The sequence below is a fragment of the Methanofollis sp. W23 genome (genome assembly GCF_017875325.1).
In the GTDB taxonomy this organism is placed as follows: domain Archaea; phylum Halobacteriota; class Methanomicrobia; order Methanomicrobiales; family Methanofollaceae; genus Methanofollis.
The window spans coordinates 2,121,307-2,141,699 of the sequence record NZ_JAGGMN010000001.1; the positions used below are offsets into that span (position 1 = coordinate 2,121,307).

At 57.5% G+C, this 20,393-nt stretch carries 16 protein-coding genes; all 16 read right to left on the reverse strand.

Translation table 11 applies throughout. The features are described from left to right. Nucleotides 1–398: 398 nt before the first annotated feature. Entirely contained in the window at nt 399–1,241 is an 843-nt protein-coding gene (locus tag J2129_RS09010; protein ID WP_209630540.1) for a deoxyribonuclease IV, read from the reverse strand. A gap of 132 nt (nt 1,242–1,373) precedes the next feature. Then, nucleotides 1,374–3,017, reverse strand: coding sequence for a restriction endonuclease (locus tag J2129_RS09015; RefSeq protein WP_209630541.1), 1,644 nt, complete (start codon nt 3,015–3,017; stop codon nt 1,374–1,376). Between the two features lie 135 nt (nt 3,018–3,152). Continuing rightward, the gene (locus J2129_RS13160; protein WP_281069802.1) at nt 3,153–3,281 is read right to left on the reverse strand and encodes a HepT-like ribonuclease domain-containing protein; all 129 of its coding nucleotides are present in this window, start codon (nt 3,279–3,281) and stop codon (nt 3,153–3,155) included. After that, a complete protein-coding gene (locus J2129_RS13165) occupies nt 3,266–3,496 on the reverse strand; it encodes a HepT-like ribonuclease domain-containing protein (RefSeq protein ID WP_209630543.1) in 231 nt (76 codons plus the stop codon). The genes J2129_RS13160 and J2129_RS13165 overlap by 16 nt, the downstream gene beginning before the upstream one ends. Next, nucleotides 3,493–3,756: a nucleotidyltransferase domain-containing protein gene (locus J2129_RS09030; protein ID WP_245320708.1), complete on the reverse strand. Its 264-nt coding sequence runs from the start codon at nt 3,754–3,756 to the stop codon at nt 3,493–3,495. Before J2129_RS09030 ends, J2129_RS13165 begins: the two co-directional genes overlap by 4 nt. 152 nt (nt 3,757–3,908) lie before the next feature. Further along, a complete protein-coding gene (locus tag J2129_RS09035) occupies nt 3,909–4,742 on the reverse strand; it encodes a hypothetical protein (RefSeq protein ID WP_209630545.1) in 834 nt (277 codons plus the stop codon). Between the two features lie 654 nt (nt 4,743–5,396). Next, the gene (locus J2129_RS09040) at nt 5,397–6,347 is read right to left on the reverse strand and encodes an isocitrate/isopropylmalate family dehydrogenase (RefSeq protein WP_209630546.1); all 951 of its coding nucleotides are present in this window, start codon (nt 6,345–6,347) and stop codon (nt 5,397–5,399) included. Then, nucleotides 6,322–7,140 (reverse strand): hypothetical protein, encoded by an 819-nt coding sequence (locus tag J2129_RS09045; protein ID WP_209630547.1) that lies wholly within the window; start codon nt 7,138–7,140, stop codon nt 6,322–6,324. Before J2129_RS09045 ends, J2129_RS09040 begins: the two co-directional genes overlap by 26 nt. Further along, nucleotides 7,137–7,610 (reverse strand): 3-isopropylmalate dehydratase, encoded by a 474-nt coding sequence (locus tag J2129_RS09050; RefSeq protein WP_209630548.1) that lies wholly within the window; start codon nt 7,608–7,610, stop codon nt 7,137–7,139. Before J2129_RS09050 ends, J2129_RS09045 begins: the two co-directional genes overlap by 4 nt. Next, complete coding sequence (locus tag J2129_RS09055) at nt 7,607–8,821, reverse strand: aconitase/3-isopropylmalate dehydratase large subunit family protein (RefSeq protein WP_209630549.1); 1,215 nt, start codon at nt 8,819–8,821, stop codon at nt 7,607–7,609. The genes J2129_RS09050 and J2129_RS09055 overlap by 4 nt, the downstream gene beginning before the upstream one ends. After that, nucleotides 8,818–9,948, reverse strand: coding sequence for a homocitrate synthase family protein (locus tag J2129_RS09060; RefSeq protein WP_209630550.1), 1,131 nt, complete (start codon nt 9,946–9,948; stop codon nt 8,818–8,820). Before J2129_RS09060 ends, J2129_RS09055 begins: the two co-directional genes overlap by 4 nt. Then, entirely contained in the window at nt 9,920–11,071 is a 1,152-nt protein-coding gene (locus J2129_RS09065; protein WP_209630551.1) for a thiamine pyrophosphate-dependent enzyme, read from the reverse strand. Before J2129_RS09065 ends, J2129_RS09060 begins: the two co-directional genes overlap by 29 nt. Nucleotide 11,072: 1 nt before the next feature. Beyond that, the gene (locus J2129_RS09070) at nt 11,073–12,038 is read right to left on the reverse strand and encodes a radical SAM protein (protein ID WP_209630552.1); all 966 of its coding nucleotides are present in this window, start codon (nt 12,036–12,038) and stop codon (nt 11,073–11,075) included. Beyond that, nucleotides 12,020–12,934 (reverse strand): methanogenesis marker protein 11, encoded by a 915-nt coding sequence (gene mmp11 / locus J2129_RS09075; RefSeq protein ID WP_209630553.1) that lies wholly within the window; start codon nt 12,932–12,934, stop codon nt 12,020–12,022. Before mmp11 ends, J2129_RS09070 begins: the two co-directional genes overlap by 19 nt. Next, on the reverse strand, nt 12,906–13,871 hold the full coding sequence (locus tag J2129_RS09080; RefSeq protein WP_209630554.1) for a tRNA(Ile2) 2-agmatinylcytidine synthetase: 966 nt from the start codon (nt 13,869–13,871) through the stop codon (nt 12,906–12,908). The genes mmp11 and J2129_RS09080 overlap by 29 nt, the downstream gene beginning before the upstream one ends. Before the next feature lie 745 nt (nt 13,872–14,616). Then, complete coding sequence (locus J2129_RS09085; RefSeq protein ID WP_209630555.1) at nt 14,617–19,764, reverse strand: PGF-pre-PGF domain-containing protein; 5,148 nt, start codon at nt 19,762–19,764, stop codon at nt 14,617–14,619. Between the last annotated feature and the right edge of the window lie 629 nt (nt 19,765–20,393).

Below are 20,393 nucleotides of genomic sequence, written 5' to 3' on the forward strand. Positions count from 1 at the left end.
TGCTTGAGTCAGGGATTCACGTCGAATTCTACAGAGTCTTTTGCATCACCAGATGTGTCACCAGAAAGCATCATCTCGTACAGAACAAGAGAGAATTTTCTCCAGGATGTGTGGACCTGTGCTCCCCCTTTCGCGCAGGACACTCCGCGAGATCACCGTCTCATTGCCGCCCCACCCCTATCTTCCTCGTAGGGGGTTCCGGGGGGTCTCCCCCCGGCGAAAGAAATCAGGAGCGCATTCTTTAATCTATATGTGGGGCGGCACGTCGATCGGTCTGCCTTCCTCGAACAATCTCGCCGCGGAAGATCCGCGCTCTGAATTTCTGGAATGAAAGATTTTGATCCAGACGAAGATTCATGTCAGGGATACTTTGGGGATATGCTCATGGACTACGAGGTTCACTCCCGGGCGAGTTCCCGCACCACCCTGATATTCCCGGCATCGTCGCGGCGCTCGTCCACCGGTGTCTCACAGATAAGAGGGAGGCGCCTCACCGCCGGGACCGAGAAGAAAGTGCGGAACCCCTCCTCACCGATCGCTCCCATCCCAATATGCTCGTGGCGGTCGAGGTGCGAGCCGAGGGGGCCCTTCGAGTCGTTGCAGTGAACGACCCGGAGGCGGTCAAGTCCGACGGCATCGTCAAAGGTGTCGAGGGTCTCGCCGACGGCGGCGGCAGTGCGGAGATCATACCCGGCCGCAAAGGCATGACAGGTATCGAAACAGACCGCGGTCCGCGCCTCAGGCAGGGCGTCCAGCACCGCCCTGATCTCCTCGAAGGTTCCGCCAAGACTGTTCTTCGTCCCCGCGGTGTTCTCGAGGAGGAGGAGAGTCTCCCCTTCTGCCTCCTCAAAGGCCCGGAGAACCCCAGCGACCAGGCGCCGGCGCCCGCCCTCGATCCCGGTCCCGAGATGGCTGCCAAGGTGCATCACGAGGTACGGGATCCCGAGCGCCTCGCACCGCCCGAGTTCGGAGGCGAGAGTCGTCACCGACTTTTGATAGACCTCCTCCTTGGGCGAGGCGAGGTTCGGGAGGTAGGGCATGTGGTCGACGACCGGGGCGATCCCCGACCCCTCAAGAGCGTCCCTGAAGGCCGAGATGCCTTCGTCGGTCAGCGGTTTGAACCGCCAGCCGCGTGGGTTTCGCGAAAAGATCTGAAAGGTCGTGCACTCTCGTTCCACGGCGCGACCCACCGCCGCCGCCAGGGATTTGGCGATCGAGACATGACACCCGACACGTAGCATGAGAGAAGGGTGGGAAGGGGGAGGAGATGAGGGTGACGATCTGAGTGATGGAAGAGAGGAGGTGAGGGGGAGATCGATGTTATCTGCCATTCGATAGGAGCGTGACTTTGACGCCCGTTTTGGTTTGAAAAATTATTGACAATTCTTACAGATCCTTGTCTTCCGAAATAACCCTGATGTAGCAATACACTGCGAGCAAGCCGCTGTTCCACACTTGTCGCAGATCTGGGTATGATCGGACCCATAGGTTCTGTGACAGATCGGGCACTCAACCTCACAGTCGGAGCAGATCGGCATATTGCATACTGAACAGATCGTGCTGGCATGCTCTTTACAGAATGTCTTGCCGCAGGAACTGCAGGTCAAAGCATGTTCTTCACAGACCCATTTCCCGCAGACAGGGCATTGTGAAATGTGCTCACTACAACAGGCTTTTCCGCACACTTCACAAACAGCAACAGTCTCTTTCTTAATATTAATCGCACCAAGTTTGAAATGCTGCGGGCAATAGCGGATGGTATTTTCAAGGACTGTTCCAGAGTGGGCAAACACTTCTTTCGTATATATCGTGCCTAATGCGTTGAAATGAACATTCCATTTTGGAACGGAAACCATTTCACTATTAAATAGTTTTATATCGCCCCTTCTTGGGATAAACTTCCTTCTCTTGCTATCCAGAATGGTATCCCCCTTTGAAGGGGTGTACGTTATATCACTCGTATTCTTAGCGGTGATATATTCTATGGCAACTCTCTGGACCGTCCGCTTGGTGATTTCAGGTTTCAGTTCGGTGATCTGATAATCCGAACCGATGGTAATAGAGTATTCGGGTGAGGGAGAATAATTCAGTACTTCGTTGAAGGTCTGGAGTGTTCGAGTGTTGCTGGTGCTCTGTTTTGAGGCACTCAGCGAATTAAAAAACGAGCTCCCCTTCTCTGCCTGCCTGTTGAGTACCCTGCCATCTAAGAGATCGATCACAACGATTCCGTCATCCGAAAACTTATGCAGTTCTTTGGTCGGATCATAGACCTGAGCTTTGAAACTGTAGGGTATCTTTATATATGGATGGAAGGTGAGCCTGGCATCGCTCACCTCAACCAGATCTTTGTTCTGGAGTGGTAGCGTCGTCACTGCGAGGTAATCTGATTCTATTGGCAGAGCAAATTTTAAATTCAGTTTTTCTCCTTTCCAACTGGTCCTTCCGACAGAGACAGCGAGCCACTTTTCCTTGATCTCTTCGTGACCGACGATCTCGATGTTCTTACTCTCCGCAAAATTCTGAGCATCAATGGTAAAGTCGTTGAAGGCGACAAAAACACCTCGCCAACCTCCACCGAGATCATCAAGTCTCTTAGAAAAGTCCCGAACCTCTTTTATGCCGACTGCGTCTTTAAAATTCTTACATTCGATAGCAATCTGCTTTTTCCCTCTCTTGGCAACGACATCGATTTCGTTTGTATAACCCCCCTGACCAGGCATTCTGACCCTTCTTTCGGTCTTGTAACCTTCTGCCTGGTAAATCGAGTCTACCATCTCTTCCAGTTTCGTTCCGAGTTCGTAGACGTTCGCAGAAGACGGTCCGCTCTCTTCGGTGTAATCTTCATCCGACCAATCGATAGGATCCGACCAATCATCATCAGAAGGAGGGTCACTTTGGGTTTTGGTTGGAACAATTTGCGATGATGTCTCCTGTGTTAACTCGGTACCACATTCGGGACAGAATTTTGCGTTGGTGTACTGTAATGGCGTTCCACATTCAGGACAAAATTTCGGCATGGTTATTCGCATAATCTGGCTTTACGCATACATCCTTTAAGGTAACGAAATTATTTTTTGAGTCATATTACCCACACGACGAACCCGCAGCCCCATGTCCTGGTAAAAGCAATGAAATCTCACACCGCCCGAAGATTACCCTCCGCCTTCCTCCCCAACGATCCGCTGGATCTCCCGCCGGAGTTCAGGCACGTGGTTGACGGCCGTCCTCCAGACGAGCATCGTGTCGACGCCACAATAGGTATGGATCAGTTTGTCCCGCAACCCCGCCATTTCCTTCCATGGAACGGCAGGGTGCCTCTCCCTGACGGACAGGGGGATCTTTTTGCCGCCTCCCCGATGACCTCGAACTTCCTGATGACGGCGCTTTGTGTCTTATCGTCATAGAGAAACCCGTCGTAGGTCATGCCCGCGGTGAACTCCTCGATCTTTTCCAGGGCACCGGCGAGGTCGGAGAAGTAGAGGAGAGAGGATCTCATGCAAAGAGGAGGTCTCGCGTCACCTGGCTGCGGATCTCCGGGCGGAGTGCGGTTTCCGGTACGACATCAACGCTACCGCCGAGTTTTTCTTCGAGAAACTGCGACGGCCCGACAAAATCAAAGAGGTCGGCACCGGCGCCGAACGCGACGAGGAGATCGATCTCGCTGCCCTCCCCCTGTCCCTCGCGGGCATATGAGCCGAAGAGGGCGATGCTCTCGACACGGAATCGCTCTCTGAGTATTGAGAGAGTCGGTCCCAACCCCATATTCCTGAATTAAGATCCGCGAAATTCCAGAGCCTCAGGGATTCCCGCAGGCGACGGCAGAACCCATCCGCACCATCCAGGAATGTTTCCGTCCTCTGCCGGTCCATCTCGGAGGGGTAAGGGTGTGAGCAACCCCTCATGTTCACTCAATCATAGTCCTCTCTAAGAGCGATAGAATCGGCATGTCCCAGAACGTAGGGATAGGATTTTTCCATACACGTACGATCCGTCCAACTCGAATCGTTGCTTTCTAAGCGATACCCCCACGTACCCGCGGGAGCACTGTACGGATACCACCCATATTCACCGGTATCATATTCGTCCCATTTGAAGATCACATCCGTTTTATACGCATCATTTTGAGGATCATAATCCAGAATGACCTCTGCAACGTCTGAATCCTGCTCATAAGAGATCACATCCCCTATCGCGTACGCAGGTTCCGGCAAAAGTGCGGAAGGAACGGCGGGTGTCGTTGTATCCGGCGTATTACCCAGTTGAACTCCTAGAGACGAAGATGGTTCTGGTTCGGAGTACACGACTTCGGCGTTATCCGCAAAAGCAACCCTCAAAACGTCCCACCCATCAGAGAGAGCATCGGGATTCACAGAAAGATGGATCTTAATGGTTTCTCCAGGCCCTAACGCATCGAAAAAATCCCGATCCAGCATTAAATCCTCATTATGAGAGTCATTCAATGTCACAGTCCTTAAAATCTCAGTACTCTCCAGCGCAGAAGAGATATCGGATTCAGGCAGAGTTATCACAGCAACGACAACATTATGTGCCGTGGTAGATCCGGTGTTCTTGACGGACATGTACGTGTCAATGGAAGAAGTGCTTTGATTTTCAGCACCACCATCGAGTATTTGCAGGTGCGTGTCACCTTCGCTGAGAGATGAATCGGTACATCCTCCCGTTAAAACAACCGCAATGACAGAAACAAATAGCAGAACCGACGGAGTTATTTTTATAACCATTATAAAAGGCCTCGTTATCTAAAAGGACATAAAACCGTGCAACACCCCGAGGGATATGTATTTCGATATGGAATTCGTGAAATATAGACATTGAAGACCCCCACAGAATATTATGTAAGATAAAAGACTTCTTTTTGGCTTTGTAGAAATGCTCTGGATCGCTATTTCTTTGGGGGGCTGGCCGCCCCCAGAACCCCCCGCCCGAAGAGAGGTGGCGGATTGCAACCCCCTCTTCAGGGTCATCTTTCCGCCTTCCCGACCCAATCTTCATCCCGGGGGTCCGGGGGCAGCGCCCCTGGCGCAAGGTTGGAGGAAGGCACGTCGATCCGATGTGCCGCCCCCCCCCATCGTCGAAGAATCTTCACCGCCATCTCGCGCCGGGGGTTGCACCCCCCGGACCCCCCACGGACCGAAGATAGGTGGGGGCGGCGATGGAACACGATCCCCCCCGATTCTCCTGTCTTGAAATAGAGCGATCAGGCGACGAGAAATGTTCATCCCGTATGCTTGAACCCGGAGTTCATGTCCGATTCTAAAGGGCCAGAAATTCATATCCAGTATGCTTGAGGCATGATCTCGCCTCATGTTGAATTCTAAAAATCCAAAAAAAGTATAAAGCAATTCAAAAGGGCTTCTTACCCTCGAATATCCCCTTCACCCAAGGTGCCCGAGCACCGCCTCGCCGAACGCCGCGGTCGTCGCCGACCCGCCAAGGTCGGGCGTCTTCATCCCGGTATCCAGCGTGGCCGTCACCGCCGCCTCGACGGCGGCCGCCCCTGCGGCATCTCCAGCATGGTCCAGGAGCATCGCCGCACTTCTGAGAGCCGCCACAGGGTTTGCAATGCCTTTCCCCTCGATGTCGGGTGCCGACCCATGGACCGGCTCAAAGAGAGCATGGTCGTCCCCGATATTTGCCGACGGCAGGAGACCAAGGCCCCCGACCAGGGCCCCGGCGGCGTCGGAGAGGATGTCCCCGAAGATGTTTGTGGTCACCACGACCCCGTAGTGCGCCGGGTGCATCAGGACGCCCAGGCAGAGGGCATCGATGTACTTCTCCTCCCACTCGAGCCCGGCGGCCTCGGCCTCCTCGATGGCGCACCGCCTGAAGAGAGCGTCCGACTTGAGGACGTTGGCCTTCGTCCCGATGGTGAACCGACGCCCCTTTGCACGTGCTGCGGCAAACCGTGCGATCCGCCGACTCCCCGCCTCGGTGACCACCCGCAGAGTGCAGGCCGACCCTGGCAATTCCCACTCGATCCCTGAGTACAGCCCCTCGGTGTTCTCGCGCACGATGGTGATGTCCACCCCGGCCCCCTGGACCGGCCTGACATTGGCATAGAGTTCGAGTTCTTTGCGCAACCTGACGATCACGCTCTGGTAATTCGGGTCGGGCGGCGTGGTCACCGCCCCGAAGAGCACACTGTCGGCTTCACGGAGGGCCTGCAACTCCTCGGCGCCGAGGGCCTCGCCGCAACGCTTCCAGCGCCCATACCCGATCTCGACCTCGACGTAGTCCCACTCCGGATGGAGGCGCCTGAGCACCGCCTCAGCGACCGGGACCACCTCCTTCCCGATCCCGTCACCTGGAACGACTGCGACCTTCATCCTTTCTCCACTCCTGCACCATCTCTCTCAGCACTCTATCAACTGTATGCGGTGACGCCCCCCAATGGACCACGCCGCCGAACTTCTCATTCCAGACGCCGACACCCTCGCGCTCGCCCCGGCAACACCTGGCCATAAACGGTTCCTCTGCCACCTGGGTGAGCGGACAGATCTCGGCGACCTCGATCCCGTCACCATAATTCTCGGCACAGAACTGCCTGGCCGTAAGACACCCGGCCACCCGCTCGTTCCCCTCCAGGGGGTCGGCGTCCAGGGTGCGGTCAAACCCCCCGGCCCGGCAGGGGTAGACCTCGGCACCGATCTCGCTGATATCCCTGATATGATATTCAAACCTGACATGGAGATCGCCGAAGAGCCCGACCCCTTCGAGATCCTCCAGTACCCCGACGAGATGGGCCCGCGGCGGCACGACGTCATAGACATGGACCGTGAGGAGATCCTTGGGATCAGGGTCGAGGACAAAGGTCCGCGACTCGTCAGGACTCTTAAAGATCGTACACCTCTTCCCGCTCTCGCGGGCAAGGCTGAGCAGACGAGCACGGTCATTGATATTTACCTTTTCAGGCCAGACCGTCGTCTCCTCAGGGGAGGCAAGCACCCAGGTGGCCGTCACGTCACGCATCAACGTCTCCCCGTCGCTGAGACGGACCGCCAGCACCTCCGGCCCTTCGGCTGTCTCTCTGATCAGCCACCTGGAGAGGAAGTAGACCCTCTCACCCAGTGGCTGCGAGGTAGCGATTCCTACATATTTGCATTCTTCTGGAAATATCATCTCTGGCCTCCGCTGAGATAGGAGACAAGACCTCCAGCCTGGAGGATCGCCCGCATCCGCGGGGAGAGAGGACGGAGAGGGCGGCGGGCACCCGACGCCTCGATCCATCCCTCTTCAAGGTCAAAGCACACTTCCCCACCATCCTGGCATGGGATCTCGCACTCAAGCACTGGAAGACCAATATTGACGGCGTTCCTGAAGAATATTCTGGCAAACATCGGAGCGGCCACCGCCACGACCCCTGCCTCTTTCAGGGCGACCGGGGCCTGCTCCCTGGACGAACCGCACCCGAAATTCGGGCCTGCGACGATCACCGCTCCCTTCAGTCTCCTGGCAAGGCCGGGGTCGAGGTCCTCAAAGACATGGGTGGCCCAGACCGAACGATCCTTGGTCCGCAAGTACCTCCCCGCGATGATCAGGTCGGTATCGATGTCACGGCCCAGGCAGACCGCACGTCCCTCTGCCTTCATAGATATCCCTCCGGTGAGGCGACCTCGCCGGCAAGGGCAGTCGCCGCCGCAGTCGAAGGGGACGCAAGATAGATCTCGCCGCCGACACCCATCCTGTTCCTGAAGTTCCGGTTCGCCGTCGAGAGGCAGACCTCGCCCTCCCCGATCACGCCCATATGCGCACCCAGGCACGGGCCGCACCCTGGCGTCCCGACCGCACACCCGGCCTTGATAAGCGTCTCAAGGACGCCGGTCGCAAGTGCACGGAGAAGCACGCTCCGCGACGCAGGGACGACAACGGTCCTGACCGCCACCTTCTTGCCCCTGACAATTCTCGCAAAGCGTTCCAGGTCCTCATAGCGCCCGCAGGTGCAGGTGCCCAGGAAGACCTGGTCGATCGGCACCCCCTCCTGCTCGGCGACCGGACAGACCGTGTCCACCCTGGGCGGGAGGGCGATGAGGGGTTCAAGGTTCTCAAGGTCGAGGGTCACCTCGTCAGGATAGCTGTCGATCCCCCGCGGCTGGACCTCGACCTCGTGCCCGAACCCGGCGAAGTACTGCCGGGTCGTTTCGTCGGCATAGAAGAGCCCGGCCTTCGCACCGGTCTCCACCGCCATGTTCGACAGGGTGAGGCGGTCGGCCATCGAGAGCCCGGCGGCCGCCTCGCCCACGAACTCAAGGGCGCGGTACGTCCCGCCGTCCATCCCGAGGGCGGCGACATAGGCAAGCGCGAGGTCCTTTGCCTCGACTGCCCCGGAAAGGTGCCCCTCAAGGAAGAGCCCGGTCGTCTCAGGCACCCTGAACCAGGTCTCACCGGTCGCAAAGACCCCTGCAAGGTCGGTCGCACCCACCCCGGTCGCAAAGGCGCCGAGGGCCCCGAGGGTGCAGGTATGGGAGTCGGCGCCAAGGACCACCTCGCCAGGCAGGGCGGCCCCCTCGGCCATCACCTGGTGGCAGACCCCACCGCCGACATCTGAGAAGTGGACCTGCTGCTCCTCTGCAAAGGCACGCAGTTCCTTCTGGAGGTCGGCGGTCAGCGAGGTGTTGGCCGGGGCGATGTGATCGAAGATCAGGTGCCGGTGGTCAGGATCGGTGAAGACCCCGGTCCCGATCGCCCGCCATGCTTCAAGGGCCAGAACCCCGGTCCCGTCGTGGGCATAGGCCCGGTCCACCCGCCGGTCGACATACTCGCCGGCGGGTGCGCCGAGGATCGTCTCTGAGAGCGTGCTCATCCATGCACCCCCTTCACGGCGGCACAGAGAATGTCCTGGAGCACCTCGGGCGTCACATGACACTTCGCCTCGCTGCGCCGTTTCACCTCGCGCAGCACCCAGCGCACCTCCTCCCCGTCGAGATGATACCCGAGGGACGCGGCCACATGCTCGACGGCGTGCCGACCAGTGTGCTTGCCCAGCACAAAGGTCCGGTCCCTCCCCACCAGGGAGGGGCGGACATACTCGTAGGTCGACGGATCTTCGAGCAGGGCGGCGATATGAATCCCGCTCTCGTGAGCAAAGGCGTTCGCCCCGACCACCGCCTTGTTCCTCGCGACCTCCACCCCTGACGTGTGAGCGACCAGGTCTGAGAGGGCGGCGATATGGGAGAGGTCGTAGCGGTTGAGATCGTTCTTCATCGCAAGGACCACGAGCACCTCTTCAAGAGGGGTGTTGCCGGCGCGTTCCCCCAGGCCGTTGACCGTGGTATGGAGCTGGAAGGCCCCGGCCTCCGCGGCGACGAGGGTGTTTGCGGTGGCGCACCCGAGATCGTCATGACAGTGAATACAGAGCGGGAGGTCGACCGCCTGCCGCACCGCCTGCACCCGTGCAAAGGTCTCCATCGGGGTCATGCACCCGACCGTGTCGGCCAGAGTACCGAGATCGGCCCCGGCAGCGGCCACCTGCCGGTATGCGTTGATCAGGTCCTGGAGGTCGGTCCGTGACCCGTCCTCGGCCCCGAACCTCACCTGGACCCCATGGTCATGGGCGTACTCGACCATCTCGCAGGTCTCGGCCATCACCGCCTCGCGGCTCTTCTTGTACTTGGTCCTGATATGGAGGTCAGAGGTCGCGGCAAAGAGCCCGATCATGTCGACGTCACAGTCGAGGGCGGCATCGATATCCCCCTTTTTCGCCCGGGCAAGCGCACAGATCCTGGCGTCAAGCCCCATCTGGCAGACCGCCTTCACCGCCTCCTGCTCCTTTCCAGAGACTGCAGGGAACCCCGCCTCGATCACCTCGACGCCGGTCGCGTCAAGGAGGGAGGCGATCTCCATCTTCTCCTCACGGGTGAACGTGACGCCTGGCGTCTGCTCACCATCACGCAGTGTTACATCACAGATCTCTACATTCAACTTTTTCATGACATTCACCAGCAGGACATTCTCCGCTGACGACCACCGTCTTCGGGCGGTCTGCAGGGACTATCAGCCGCCGCAGTCCTGGCAGGTCGTCGGCCTGGCAGTATTCAGGTTCGGCCCACCCGAGGTACCGCCTGAGACCAGGGGTCTCCTGGCCGCCGACCATGCCCATACGCCTGTTCTCCAGTACGATACAGAGGAGCGGGATCTCTTTTTCATAGATGTCGATGAGGGCATTCACCCCAGAATGAAGGAGGGCATAGTCCCCGATGAGGGCCACCCCGGTGCTCCGCGCTCCCACCGCCACCGCCGAGCCGAGGCCATAACTGGCCGTCCCGATGCAGTATGGCGGGTTGACCGCAAGGAGGGAACACCCGGCATCGACCGCGGGCCGCATCCCCCGCTCTGCAAGCAGAGAGAAGAGCGGGCGGTACGGACACCCCCCGCAGAGGGTCCGGGAATAGCCCCTGTGTGAGAACCGCTCAGGTGGGGCCTCGGGTGCGGGGACTGCAGGATAGGTGACCCTTATCCCCCCCGGGGCCGGGCGGCCCGACAAGGCCGCCATGACCTGGAGGGCATGCTGCCACCGCCCGAGGGTGGTCAGGCCAGGGTCGGCGAGCGCCCCGGCACCAGGGTTTCTCGGCACAGGCGTTGCCGCCGCGTCGGCACCGAGCACCTCAGGGACGACCCTGAGGATAACGACCCTTGAGAGAGACTCTGAGAGCAAGAACGCCTCTTCGACTGCGGCCCCAAGGGCAGACGGATCTTCGGGCTCCACCACCGGGACCATCGCCACCTGCCCGAAGGCCCTGGAGTCCTCGGCCACCTGCGAGGCGCGGGCCAGGGGGTCGTCGCCGACCAGGACCACGACCCCGGCACAGAGCCCCTGGGCCGTCGCCTGGACCAGCGGGTCAGCAAGGAGGTTCATCCCCACGTGCTTGACGACGACCGCCGCGCGCCGACCTGAAAGCGAGTCGCCAAGGGCGTATTCCAGGGCCACCTTCTCGTTGACGCAGACCTCGGCCCCGGCCGCCGCGACAACCTCGGTCACCGGGTAGCCAGGCACCCCATAGACATGGTCGGCCGCGGTCCGCAGGGCGGTGGCCAGAGACTCTGCCCCATTCATCTCAGTCCCTCCCAGGGATCAGGTCACACCCTGCACAGGCCGCACACATTGTCTGCGCCTGTGCGGGATCGAGCCCGGCCTCCTTCAATGCCCTCTCCAGCATGGCATGGAGGCTGAGCATCCGTTCTGCCGACGGGCGTGCATAGTGGGCAAGCCCTGCCGCAGGCGCAAGAGGACGGAGGATCGGGATCACCCCGATGGAACAGAGCCGACGGACGACCACCTCCATCTCCTCGTCACTCTCCCCGAGCCCGACGATGATGTTGCTCTGGACATGGTCCCGACCAAAGATCCTGACTGACTCCTCGAGCACCTCCCAGAGGAGGGTCCAGTCCTGTCCTGGACACATTTCGGCGAAAAGTCCGGGCGTCGCTGCTTCGAGGTTGAACTTCACCTCCGCGACCCCTGCCTCCCGCAGCACCCTTGGGGTCTGCGGCGTCGGGTAGATGGAGACCCCGATCGGGAGACCAAAGGGGACAAGGAGACGGACAATCCCGACGGTCCGCCGTTCTTCCTCGGCCGCACTCACCGGCACCCCGCTCGTGATCGAAATGGCGTCGATCTCCCCGACAGCCGACATCACCATCTCGATCACCTCGTCAGGCCTCTTGATCCGGCCCTGCCCGAGCGGGACAGTGCAGTACTTGCATGAGAAGATGCACCGTTCAGAGAGAGTGATGTAGGCCTGGCGAGGACAGTGGAGAGGAGCGGGTTCAAGTTCACCGCGCACCAGTTCTCCCTTGAAGGGAATGGTCGCCTTCCCCATCCCCTCGTGGATAAGTATGAGGGCGGCATCTGGATCGACCAAGAGCCTGACCCTCCGGCCGTCGACCGAGAAAAAAAGAGAACCTGTGCCGCCGGCGCCAGGGCCGGCCGTCGAAGACGAGATGAATCGCCTCGCCGGCACCCCGACCACCTTCACCCGACCTTCGGCCAGGAGTTCGGCCTTCAGTCTGAGCCAGTCCACAGGGCAAGTGCCTCCTCGAAGTCGGTATAGAAGGGGATCGCACCGACCGCACCGATGAGCCCGTTCCCGTCCATCACGACTCTGACCTGAGGGAGTACATCTTCGAGGTCGGCACGCGAGACCTTGCCCCGCTTCACCGCCTCGCCATATTCGCGGAGGGACGAGGGGTCGAACCCCACCATGGCCGCCATCCCGGTCTGGTCAGAGAGGGTGTAGCGCCTGAGCAGCGCCGCAAACCGATTGATGAGGCCATCAGGATCGGTGGAGGCGAACTCAACCGCACACCCCACGCAGTTCTTCGTCCTCTCTGGGACCGGGAAAAGCTGCACGATGGTGTGAGAGAGGTAGACCGAAGCCTCGTCCGCCACCGCCATGGCGATGTTGTGGACCAGGGTCCAGGTCGCTCCCGCCTCAGGGGTGTCGGTATCGTCCACCCCGATCACCACCCGGTCGCGGCGGGGGAGCCAGATCGTCGAGCCGGCCAGTTTTCCCCCACCTGACTCGTCGCACTCGGCCCTGATCACGCCCCGGCCCCGCGCCCGGCAGGCCGAGGCGCCGACGCCACCACCGCCCATGCCAAGATAGGTGACCGAGACCTCGTCGTCCTCGACCAAGGCCCCGGCGATCCCGGCAGGAAACTTCGAGCCTTCGAGCCCGAGGTCAGTCGACCCGGTCCGCACGAGGTACCTCGTCGTCGGTCCGACTGTCCGCACCGACTCGACGAGCGGGCTCTGGGCATAGTGGCGACGGACCCACTGCGCCCCGCCGATACATTCGTAGAACTCGATGATCTCGACCTGGTCGCCGCCGGGATCGGCGACGGCGACGATCCCGGGGTACGAGATCACGTAGGGATCTAGAAGGACTTTAGAGGGTTCCTTCTGGTCGTTCGCCATACAGGCCAGCCGCCTCCACGCCGCAGTTCCCCCAGAGCACAGCCCCGAAGGCACCTATACGGCCCTTGCTTGCTGCAGAATCGATGAAGGTGATCCCGAGCCTTGCCGCCTCGGCCTCCACCTCGTCCTGGGTGAGCAGTTCGGTCTTGATCTTCTTCATGTACTCGGTCTCTGGCAGACCGATGCCGCGGTAGTATGCAATTCCGGTATCGCCCGAGACCGCGTGCTCCTCGATATAGTCTTTCACAAAGGCGAGGAGGTCGTCGACCGCCCCTGGCCTGACCGCAAAGTTCAGCACCGACCCGACACAGTTGGTCGTCTTCTGCGGGGCCTTGGGGTTGAGTTGGACCAATCTCATATTAAGGTACTCTGCTCCTGCAACCTTGCACGCCTCAGCGCACTTGAGGGCCAGCACCCAGGTCGCTCCATCCTCCTTGGTGTCGGTGTCGTCGATCCCGATGGTCACCTTCTCGTATTTTGGCGAGACAATCCGCACCCGGCAGACGCGCGCCCCCCCGATGTGCAGGTCTTCCTCGGTCGGGTACTCGGCCCTGATCACGCCAGGGGCCTGGGGGAGACAGGCGGCGACGCCGACCCCGGCACCGGCGATCCCGGCCCAGGTGGTCACGACCTCGTCGCCCTCCACCTCGACCCCGGCAAGGGCCTGGCCACCGATTTCCTGACCCGCCGCCCCGAAATGGGGTTCGTACTCCCCCAGACGGGCGGCCATGGTCATCGACGACCCCTGAACGTCGACGGCGGTCAGCGCCCCTCCGGCACGCCGACGGTTCATCACGTCCCACTCGATGGTGCCGCGATGCCGGCAGGTCTCCAGGATCTCGGCCAGGCCCTTCTCCTCGTCTACCATCGCAATAAATTTCTCTGCAAAGAGCGGCCCAAAGCGCTCTCTCACTTCGTCGGGTGTCAGCACGATCATGGTATATACACCGAAAATTTCGTTACCGAAATATTCGGCGTCATCACGGATAAATGAATCGTAGGTGAGCAGGAGGAGCAGCCCTTCATATGCTCGACCCGACTCAGAGAGAACCACGCCCAAATTGCCCTCCGATCCGGGAGGAGAGGCTCCGATCCGGGCCCAGATTGAAGAGATTTCAGGAGCATAGCAGAGAAAACCCTGTTCACGAAACATCGGCAATATCATGAACTTTGTCGACCCCATGAAGGCCCAATATGAGTGAGAGAGATATTGGCATATCTGTTGCCCAGGATGAGGCCACATATGGCCGCCGGAAACGCGTGGAAATCGCCGCGATTTTTCGGGCAGGCGAAGGCTCTGTGGCGGCAGAAGCGCGGATGAAAGGGGAGTTTTCCAGTCAGTTCAAGAAAAAAAGGCCCTGTTTCAGGCTTCGTAGAACTGGGCATGAAACGAAACCACGTCTCAAGCATACAGGATGAATATTTCCCGGCTTTGTAGAAATTATCTTGATGGTTCTCTTCGACAGGGGACTGGCCGCCCCCCGAACCCCCCGTAAAGATAGGGGGGAGGACGGCATCCTGTCTATCAGGATCTTTTCTTCGGCCTTCCCGGCCCTATCGTCATCCCGGGGGTCCGGGCGGCACTCGCCCCCGGCGCGAGCATAAGAGAAGGCGATAGATTCGGTTCACAGGGGAGGGGAGGTGATGAAAAGAGGACGACTTCTACAGAGCAAAAAAAAGAATTACCTTCTTCTCATCATGACCGCCACCCCGATGGCGACGAGGGCAAGTCCCTCCATCATCGGGGTCTGTTTCGGAGCCGTGGTGCTTGCTGGAGGCGTTGACGTCTCGGTGACCTGCGCCACCTCTGTTGTCGCTGGGACCGGCGTCTTCTCTGCCGGCACCGACGCCTCTGCAGCAGCGACCTCACCTGAGACGATCGCGAAGTACGAGAACCTGTCGGCTTCAGCCGAGTAATACACCATCTCGCCGTCCTCGCTCAGGAGCGTGGTCGGAAAGGTCCTCCACCTGTCATTGGCGTACTGCATGAGCGTAATCTGTTTCGCTGAGAGGTCATGTGCATCCAGCCAGGTCTTTGGTACAGAGAACTCAAGGACTAGCCCGGCGATCGCGGCCGGGTCGGTGTGATACAGGGTCGCCTTCTGGATCTCATAGACTGTGGAGGCCGGCATCTCGATCTCCACAGGGAGAGAGGCTTTCTCCACGGTGACCAGGAAACCGGAGAGTTCGTCCCAGGCCTCCACGGTGATCTGGTCGATCGCCGTCCTGTCTATGGTGAAGGTCTGCTTCTCACCTTCCGGGATCGATCCTGCAAAGGACGCCACATCTGAGTGATCTCCACCAGATGATGGCCCACCCACAGACTCGTGGGACCCTGGCACCGACAGGGACAAGGTCGCGGCGAATCCGAAGAGCGAGAAACCGTTCGGGGAATAGCCTTCAAAGACCATCTCCCCTGATGCATCAAGACCCACATACTTGGTCTTCAGCACCTCCTGCACATCGTCTTCTGCCCACCTGATGATCCTGACCGCATTTGGGCCGCCATGGGCGTCGACCCATGCCTCGTCGATCCCCATCCTCACGACCGCACCGGTGATCTCTTCACCGTTCGTCAGGTTCGTCTTCTTGATATTCATCGTGAAGCCGACCTCGTCCACCTCCAGGCCAGCGTCGCTCGCGGCGAGGTGGAAGGCGGAGACGACCTCTTCAGGTACGGTCTGGTTGAGGGTGGTCGTGATGCCCGCACCGGCCGGCAGGCAGGTGAGGTTGGCGCGTATACCCCCTGAGACGGTGCCAGGCACCGGGAGGTCGGCGACGAGGGGATCGGTCTCGAGGACCAGTGCGTCATAGGTCGCATTGATCCGTCCGTCCACCGGTTCTTCCATCGACGTGGTCATGACCGTCAGGGTGAAGCCGTCACCCTGCAGGGCGAGGCAGTCGCCCTCGATATCGGCGGCGCTTGCGTTGACCGAGACAATATGCGTCCCACTGCTGTCTTCAGTGAAGGTGCAGTCCGGCACCTCGAAGGAGATTGTCTCCGTCTTCTTCGTCGCGGGAACCACCGTGACGACTGCAGACCCCGTGCACCCGTCGCATCCGGCGGTGACCGTCACTTCGCCGGGGGAGAGGGCGTCAAAGCACCCGGTGGTCGCGTTCACGACACCGCGGGTCGTGTTGCTGCTCGACCACACCGGCACGGCGCGGGGCATCGCCTCGCCACGCTGGTCAAAGACCTCGGCCGTGAAGTTCACGCTCTCGGTTACTTCAAGGGTTGTGGCAGGCGCGGTTATGGTGATGGTCGTCGGGGTGAGGACGAGATAGTTGTCGATCGGGGAGATGAGGGGGTGGTAATGATCTGTGCCTCCGGCGGTGAACGGCGTGTCGCCGAGTCCGTCGCCGTCGGTGTCGTTGCCGGTGTAGGTCTGGTACCAGTTTCCGACAAAGTTGGTGTATATTGTGCCATTATAGATGTAAGTAACTGGTACGGTTGAATTAAGGCTGACACATTTAGACCTCTTAAAATAACAAAACCCATACCTGCTCGAATCACTCACATAGATGTCATTCATATAGAAATTGAGAGACTGTATTGAACGTACTTTGTCAAAATAAAGTGTAGATCTTTTACCTCCCATGAAGACATTATTCGATACGGTAACATTACTTAATGAATATTTAAATTGGAGAGCATAATTTTTAGATTGACCTTGATCTAAGAAATTATTCGAGATTACACAATCCGACATTATATAAGCAATCATTCTTGACCCAGACCCAGAAGTCCCGGTAAAGGTATTATTTATCACTTGAGTATACTGCTGGGATTTCATATAGATCCCATCTGCAGTATTATGCTCGATCAGACCATAATTCACATCTTGAGATGATATTTCTCCTCCAGGCAATAGGTTATCTTTAATGATCACTTGAGAACAGGATTTAACAGTTATACTCCCCGAATTTAACTTATTCTCTCCAATAAAAATATTAGAGCCACTCAAACTTACAGAACCTCTTTCAAAGTGATTATCCTGAATGATTGCTCCATTCGTAGATCCCTGAATGCCACATTCTGAAAATTTATTATTTACAATAGTACAATTATCAGCATCTTCAAGTTTTGTGTCCGTTTCCCCGAATATAAAGCCAGAAATCGAGACATTATCAGCAGCGACACTCACTTGGCCATTACTTGACTGCTCATCCCCTATTGTAACCGATCCAAGTCCATGTTCGGATTTTAGCATCACACTGGTCTTAATTTCAAAAGGTTCGGTATATGTTCCATTTCTGACTAAAACTGTATCGCCATCTCGTGCAATTGAAACAGCGTCTTTAACTGATGTATAGTCACCATCTCCCGTCCTATCAACAATCCAGGTACGTACCGGAAGACTGCTGGGGTATACTTCTACTGTCGCCGAACCATTGACATCATTGAAGTTTGCCTGAACAATAGTCTTGCCTGGTCCTGTAGGTGTAAAATAACCCGTTTTATTCACTATACCAACCGAAAGATTGCTGCTTGTCCAAGTAAGGGGAACATATTGAAGTTCAATGCCATTCCCATCAAATACTTTCGCATGAAACTGGATTGGATCCCAATTATCCCATGTCTTCACCGTAACTGGTGTGACATTAATTTTTTGAACATCAGGAGGGAACTCAAGAGAGATCTCTGTGATCTGTTCAAGATTTCTACCATGATTTGCAATACCAGAACCAGTTAATTTCAACGGCCAGAATGTTCGGCCGTCGACAGGTTCCTCCGGGATCTCAAACCCGTTCAACTTATACGCAGTGATAAAGGTCTTGTCCCCTTCGATGAGTTCGCGGCTGCTGATATGGACTGTCTTATCATTGCCTGCATATTTTCCGACGATGGTGACCGTATAGTCACGGCCCGCCAGCGGGGTATTGAATGTAGCAGGATCCTGGTCGTCGACAAGTCCGATGACTGCAGAGAGGCGGGCCCCTTCCCATGTTTTCCCGCTGGGGTCAGTATATGGGAGAGGTCCATCTCTGGAGAGGTCGATGATCGTGGAACGGTCCAGGGTTCTGTTCACTGCCCCGATCAGGTCGACATCCCAGTCAGGATGTGGTTTGATCACGATCTGTGCAGTCCCGGTCACCGTACCGCTCTGTGCCTGTACCTCTGTAGTCCCGACTGAAACACCTGTGAAGGTACCTGAGGAATCCACAGTCCCGACATTCTCATTGGTGCTTGACCATGTGAATGTCAGTGGCGTGATCTCGTCCCCAAACTGGTCATATCCCGTGGCGGTAAAGACCTGGTCTCTGATATTGTCAGTGTACATCACGGCCGAAGCAGGATCCATTTTGATCGATGTCAGTACTTTTTCGACAGGCCCTGTCACCGTAACCTCAACACTGCTGGAGGCTCCCTTTGTCGAGGCGGTGAGCACGGTCACGCCCTCAGAAGTCGGTGTAAACACTCCATCGTTGTCGACTGTGCCGACTCCAGGGACACTGCTTGACCAGGTGAAGGGAGCACCGACGATCTCTTCACCGTTTTCGTCATATGCCCGTGCTGAAAACGTCTGCTTGCCGTTGAGGGGCACTATTGCAGATTCTGGAGAGATCACGACCTGCGCAGCAGGAGGAAGGGGGGCACCTGAGACATAATATCCACTGAACTCACCAGGGTTTCCAAGGAGACGGTTTGTCCAGCAGGTGATATTGTATATCCCAACATCAGCGTTTTTCGAATATGCATAGGCATTCACCGCCATGAAAGAGTTCAGGTTCTCGACCTCGTACTGCACCCTGACCGGCGGCACCCCATGACGGTCGCCAGCATTGAGATCGACGAGCATCATCATGAATGGATTGGACTCATCATTCACATCCTGCTCTGGGTACAGGGGATATTTCGTATGTGCGGCAGGCCGCCAGGTCTGCGGACCATAGATGAGGTCGTCTTTTGTAAACCATTCATCCAGAGTCACAGCTTTGTAATGAACATCCTCCATTGCAGGCGGGGCGTGCGGGACCGGATTTGGAACCCATTGATACCCGTCTGCCTTCAGATGAAGTTTAAAATCATCCGAAATTGTCCCGTTGACTGCAATAAGGAGCAAGATCTCATCTTTGTAATAACGTCCCCCGGTGTCGGTAACCCAGAATGTCCCGGAAGGCCTGTTTGTAAACGTAACTTTTCCAGACTCCGAGAGGTCGTCGGTGATGTGCAGCGCGTTTTGTCCTCCATCGATATCAGGGGATGCAGCAGGTTCGCCGATCCACCTGATGTTATAGGTGTGATTCCCGAAATCATTGAACCTGGCGCCATCTTCATTCGAGACCCTGAGGAACAGATTGTTGGTATCAGGCATCACGCCCCTGATATCTTCACTGACAGAAGATAGCCTCTCCACCGTTTCTATCGGTACTGGCGGGGTATCGGGCAACGGAGCCGTCACGCTCACCTCGACAGTGCCGTTCACGGTACTGTTCACGGCAGTGGCGGTGACCAGCGTATCTCCAGCGGAAAGTGCGGTGAACGAACCGGTGCGGTTCACCGTCCCGACCGACAGGTCGCTGCAGTTCCAGGAAAATGGAACCTCAGGCACGACCTCACCCAAAGGATCGTACGCCACCGCCGAAAACGAACGCACCTCGCCCACCATCATTTCAGTGGAGACTGGCGTGATCTTCACCTGTGAGATCTCCTGTTGAGGCGACACCGAGATCGTAGCATTCTCTTCCTCATCTCCTTCAGTAGTATTCAAAGGAGAGAGCACCGTGTCCCCGACACCAGCACTCTGGTCAGATGTGTTTGTCCCTGAGAGAGAGAAGTCCTCTGCTCCAGCAGGGACCATGCAGAGGGTACCGATAGTTATGAGCACAAGGCCCAGCAATACTGATGAGAAAATATTTTTCCGGCATTTCTTTCCGGATCTGGATAAGATATCACGAATCATCATAATCCAACCATATTATCACTGGCGCAAAAGCATATGCAGAACGATATACTCAGTATTTGATAATTTGGCGATTAAGATAACTCTTTTGATTTGCTTTGGAGTTAAACAGATTATGATAACCCCAATTTAAATTTGATATATCTTTAACGATCCTTTCATCCATGTAGCGATGAATTCAAGATTAAATCAGTTCCGTAGAGAGCCTCATCCATTATTGATGCACCTGATGAAGAGACCCCCGTCCATCGATCGCTTATCTTCGTGCTGGATGTGAGCGGGGCGGACATAAGAAGGCGGGAAGCCTTCGAATCGCGCGCCTCCATACGATAGAGCCGAGGACAGCAGCATCCTCGTCATGGGCATCCATTCTGCCTTCCCGGATCCATCATCCTCCCGGGAGTCAGGGGGAAACGAGCGTACGTGAGTTTGAGAAGATCTTTGATCTTCAGGGGGCCACGGCCGACCGATGTGGGAAAAGGAGTCACGACCATACTAAGAATTGGCGGGGGATCCTACAGGGCCATAAAATCAAAAAATTTCTTGAATACACT